At 50.6% G+C, this 4,763-nt stretch carries 3 protein-coding genes and 1 pseudogene; 3 read left to right on the top strand and 1 reads right to left on the bottom strand.

Annotation, left to right across the window (positions count from 1 at the left end):
• Window positions 1–176: pseudogene (locus tag B157_RS40450) on the bottom strand (IS256 family transposase); the annotation flags it as partial.
• A gap of 447 nt (window positions 177–623) precedes the next feature.
• Between B157_RS40450 and B157_RS0110105 the strand changes: the two are divergent.
• The 3 genes from B157_RS0110105 (at window position 624) to trxB (ending at window position 4,487) form a co-directional block, all read left to right on the top strand.
• Window positions 624–1,259, top strand: coding sequence for a 7-carboxy-7-deazaguanine synthase QueE (locus B157_RS0110105; RefSeq protein ID WP_026308620.1), 636 nt, complete (start codon window positions 624–626; stop codon window positions 1,257–1,259).
• Between the two features lie 32 nt (window positions 1,260–1,291).
• The gene (locus tag B157_RS0110100) at window positions 1,292–3,247 is read left to right on the top strand and encodes an OmpA family protein (protein WP_020603212.1); all 1,956 of its coding nucleotides are present in this window, start codon (window positions 1,292–1,294) and stop codon (window positions 3,245–3,247) included.
• Between the two features lie 268 nt (window positions 3,248–3,515).
• On the top strand, window positions 3,516–4,487 hold the full coding sequence (gene trxB / locus B157_RS0110095; protein WP_026308618.1) for a thioredoxin-disulfide reductase: 972 nt from the start codon (window positions 3,516–3,518) through the stop codon (window positions 4,485–4,487).
• Window positions 4,488–4,763 lie beyond the last annotated feature (276 nt).

Genomic DNA, 4,763 nt, shown 5'->3' with positions numbered 1-4,763 from the left:
TGCCGGGTCTGCACCAGGTGGCCATCCATTTCCCCTTCCAAGGCCGATTCCAGGAAGTGCTTGAGTAAGGGAGCGAACAGGCCGTTTTGGCCTGTCAGGGGTTTGCCTTCGTAGAGGCCTTTGATGGCCGCCTGCTTGAAGGACTCGAAATCGAAGTCGTTAGTTGTATCCGTCATGATTGTGAAAATAAGGATTTTTCTTTTTCCCTTCTATTCACCCTCAGCCTTGACACAGTTCAGCGAGCAGTCTCCTATTGTCCAACGGCGATCAAGCGGTTGCCAGTCGTTGCTGGTAATTTGCCGATAACCAGTCTCTAACCAGTTCCCTATCAATAAATCAGCCTGCGGGTCGGCCGATTGACAGGAGCTGAAAAAACACAACAGGAATATGTACTGTATAACTTTCATGTCACTGGTTAGCTGGCATTATCGGTCGCTATGAACCAGACCCACTTTAGTAACAAATGGTTGGGTACTTCGCCGATATTCTTTTGTAATTCATGGATAGGGACTCTTTACAGCAATTGCTTACTTGTTCAAAAGCTTACACGAAACATATTTCCCACAAGACCGCTACCCTTTCCGAAACTGTACAGGTCCGTGAATGGTTCGTATCTTTGTCCCATGCTTCAGGAACAAAAACAACAAACGACTGATACAACTACCCTGCCCGTGATGGAGGCATTTTATACGCTTCAGGGCGAGGGTGCCCACACGGGCCGGGCTGCTTATTTTATTCGGCTCGGTGGCTGCGATGTGGGCTGTTTCTGGTGTGATGTGAAAGAATCCTGGAATGTTGACGCGCATCCAAAACAATCCATTGATTCACTAGTGGACGGAGCATTACAATATCCGGGCCGGATGGCGGTCATCACGGGTGGAGAACCCCTCATGCACGATCTCACCGACTTAACGACAGCTTTACAACAGGCTGGTTTCCAGACAAACATCGAAACCTCGGGGGTGTGCCAGACCATTACAGGTTCGTGGGACTGGGTCTGTTTCTCGCCCAAAAAGTTCAAACAACCCAATCCAGCTATTTATACCCGGGCCGACGAACTGAAAGTTATCATTTATAACCAGTCAGACTTTGCCTTTGCGGAGTCTTTCGTACCTTATTTACGACCTGATTGCAAACTCTTTTTGCAATCGGAATGGAGTCGCTCCAATGAAATGCTGCCTTTTATCGTTGATTACGTAAAAAATAATCCGCAATGGCAAATCTCGTTGCAGACGCACAAATTTCTGGATATTCCGTAAAGGAGTTGATAGCTAACAATGTAAAATGTATAATGAGCAATGGACAATGGACACCGCTCCGTTTGCTCATTCTCATTATTCATTGTTCATTATTCATTGTTCATTCTTCAGTAGCTCAATCGGGTAAGGCGCAGGAATTATACGCCCAGTCGATCAAGCTGTTTGGCGAACGAAGGGCCACGGATGCGATTCCGTACATGGAACAGGCGGTGAAAGAAGACCCGGGTTTTCTGGATGCACACCTCAAACTTGGCCAGCTTTATGAGTTCACGAAACGCTACGAACCGGCACTAACGGCCTACCGAAACGCTATCAAATTAAATCCCGACAATCCGGCTTCCGGGGCTGCTTATCAGGCACTGAGCAACACCCTGCTCCGGCTGGGCCGTTACAGCGAAGCACTGCCTTATCTGTCAACATACCAGACGATGTTTGCCCCGGAGTCGTCGCAGGGGAAACGGATTGCCCGCCAACTCGAAACCGCCCGCTTTGGTCAGGAAGCCATAAAACATCCGCAGGCTGTCGATCCCAAGCCCATCTCATCGGTATTGCAAACAACGCCGTCGCAGTACTTTCCCGTTTTAACCGCCGATGAGCAGACACTGGTCTTTACTGCCCTAAAACCCGAAGGCGACGAAGACCTGATGACGGCTACCTTTAATGGCGAAACCTGGTCCCCACCGGTTTCTCTTTCGCCAAATATAAACACCCCCGAAAATGAGGGTACAGCCAGCCTCTCGGCCGACGGACGTACCCTCGTTTTTACGGCCTGTCAGGGACGCAAAGGATATGGCAGCTGCGATTTGTACATGAGCAGCAAAACGGGCAGCGACTGGTCGAAGCCGGAAAATCTGGGACCAACGATCAATACCCGTTTTTATGAGTCACAGCCAGCCTTATCTGCCGATGGCCGTCAACTCTATTTCGTTTCGGACCGGCCGGGTGGCAAAGGTCGGCGCGACATCTGGCGGAGCGCACTCGGCCCCGATGGCACCTGGAGCGAGCCGGTTAATCTGGGCGAGCCCATCAATACACCCTCGAACGAGGCATCGCCGTTTATTCACCCGAACGGACAAAGTTTATTTTTTGCGTCGGAAGGGCACATCGGTCTGGGTGGGTACGATCTGTTTGTTTCGGATAATGAATCTGTCACTAGTCAAATTTCAGGATGGTCTATACCAACCAACTTAGGCTACCCTATCAATAATTCGGAGGATCAGGCATCGTTGTTTGTATCACCTAACGGCAGCAGGGCCTATTATTCCTACGAAGAGCAGAAGGATGGGGTATCGCAAAAATCACGGCTGTATACGTTCGATTTGCCGGAATCCCTGCGCGAACGGGTCAAACCAGTAAGTTATCTGAAAGGCATAGTAGCCGATGCGAAGACAAAAAAACCACTGGCAGCCACGGTTGAGTTAATTGACCTGAAAACGAACCAGATGCTTTCGCGCGTTCAGGCCGATGCCCAGACCGGTGCCTACACCGCCATTCTGCCCAGCGGTGGCGAATACGCCTTATATGTGAGTGTGCCGGGTTACCTGTTCAAAAGTCTATCGTTCGATTTCACGCAGAAACCCAAAGAAGGACAGCCTGCCGGCACGGGCATGACGCTAAGCGTTCCCCTTGAACCGGTTATTGATGGCACTTCGGCCAACGAAACCCTGAGCAATCTCTTCTTCGAATCCGGGCAATACGCCCTGGCCGACAAATCGCGTACGGAACTGGACCGGCTGGCTGCATTCATGCAGGCTAACCCAGCCGTTAAAATCGACATATCGGGGCATACCGATGATACGGGAGAGGCAGCCGCCAATCTGGTTCTTTCGCAGAAACGAGCGCAATCCGTCGTAACGTACCTCGCCAAAGCAGGTGTGGCAACTGACCGTATCCGGGCTATTGGTTACGGTAAAACCCGCCCGCTCGTACCGAACACTACGGAAGAAAACCGGCAGCTCAACCGGCGAATCGAGTGGAAGATACGATGAACGGGTTTAATGCTTTCGGTTTTCCGTTTACGCCAATCTGTGGTGCAACTGCGCGGGGCGCCCGTTTGGCTCTGGTCTGCGGATACCCCGGTTTATCCGCCCGCTTCGCACCTCTATAAACCCGGAACCATACACCATAAAACCACCTTGTTTGGACAATTCCATTGCCTTACCCGGGATTTTTTTCAATTTTGTGTACGTTATCCAGATATCCTCGCTTTTAGGGCGGGGGTATTTTTAAATTTTAAGGCAATTCTTTTCCATTGCAATGACTCCTGAACATATCAAGTGCTTAATTATAGGGTCTGGCCCAGCGGGGTATACAGCCGCCATCTATGCTGCCCGGGCTAATATGAAACCCGTTTTATACCAGGGTGCACAGCCTGGCGGGCAGCTTACGATTACAACCGAAGTCGATAATTTTCCGGGTTATCCCGATGGGGTACAAGGGCCACAGATGATGCAGGACCTGGAAGCACAAGCCCGGCGTTTTGGCACCGACATCCGCTACGGAATGGTTACCAGCGTACATTTTAACAGTCTTCCGGGACCGGAAAACCCACATCGCGTTATTGTTGACGACAAGCATGAACTAACGGCCGACTCGGTCATTATTTCAACGGGTGCATCGGCCAAATGGCTCGGACTCCCCTCCGAAATGCGACTCAACGGTCGGGGTGTGTCAGCCTGTGCCGTTTGTGACGGGTTCTTTTTCCGGGGACAGGATGTTGCCATTGTGGGAGCGGGGGATACAGCCGCCGAAGAAGCCAGCTACCTGGCAAATCTTTGCCGCAAAGTTTACATGCTGGTTCGGCGCGACGAGATGCGGGCCTCTAAATTCATGCAGCACCGTGTCCAAACGGCCCATAATATTGAGATTCTCTACAATACAAACACCGAAGAAGTACTCGGCGACGAAGACGTATCGGGTGTACGGGTAAAAAATACGGAAACGAACGAGGAGCGCGTTTTAGACGTGACAGGATTCTTCGTAGCCATTGGTCACAAGCCGAATACCGATATCTTTGCAGCGTTTCTTGAGTTGGACCCCAACGGGTATATCCTGACAGAAAAAGGAAGTACCCGTACCAATGTGCCCGGCGTTTTTGCCTGCGGTGATGCGCAGGATAATATCTATCGGCAGGCTGTTACGGCGGCAGGGACAGGCTGCATGGCAGCACTGGATGCCGAACGTTATTTAGTTACGCTGGAGATGCAGGATAAAGAAGTTGTTCACTAACATAAAAATAGTCGGTCAGTCAGTAGGTTAGTGAGTAGCTGATGTTACGCATGGTTGATCTATCTGTAGCAACCTCTTTCTAAATTTACTCAAAAACACCACAAAAAGCGCTCATGGAGTTTATATCCCCTATTTTTGACCTCTACTCGGACTATTTGCTGGTCAATCAGAACCAGCCAACAGCCACCCGACTATCGGCACTGGTGGATGGGAAACTCTCCCATGATGCCATTACCCGCAGTTTGCACCAGCAAGACTACGACTCACGTCACTTGT

The organism is Spirosoma spitsbergense DSM 19989 (genome assembly GCF_000374085.1).
Classification (GTDB): domain Bacteria; phylum Bacteroidota; class Bacteroidia; order Cytophagales; family Spirosomataceae; genus Spirosoma; species Spirosoma spitsbergense.
This window is presented reverse-complemented; position numbering and strand designations above follow the sequence as displayed.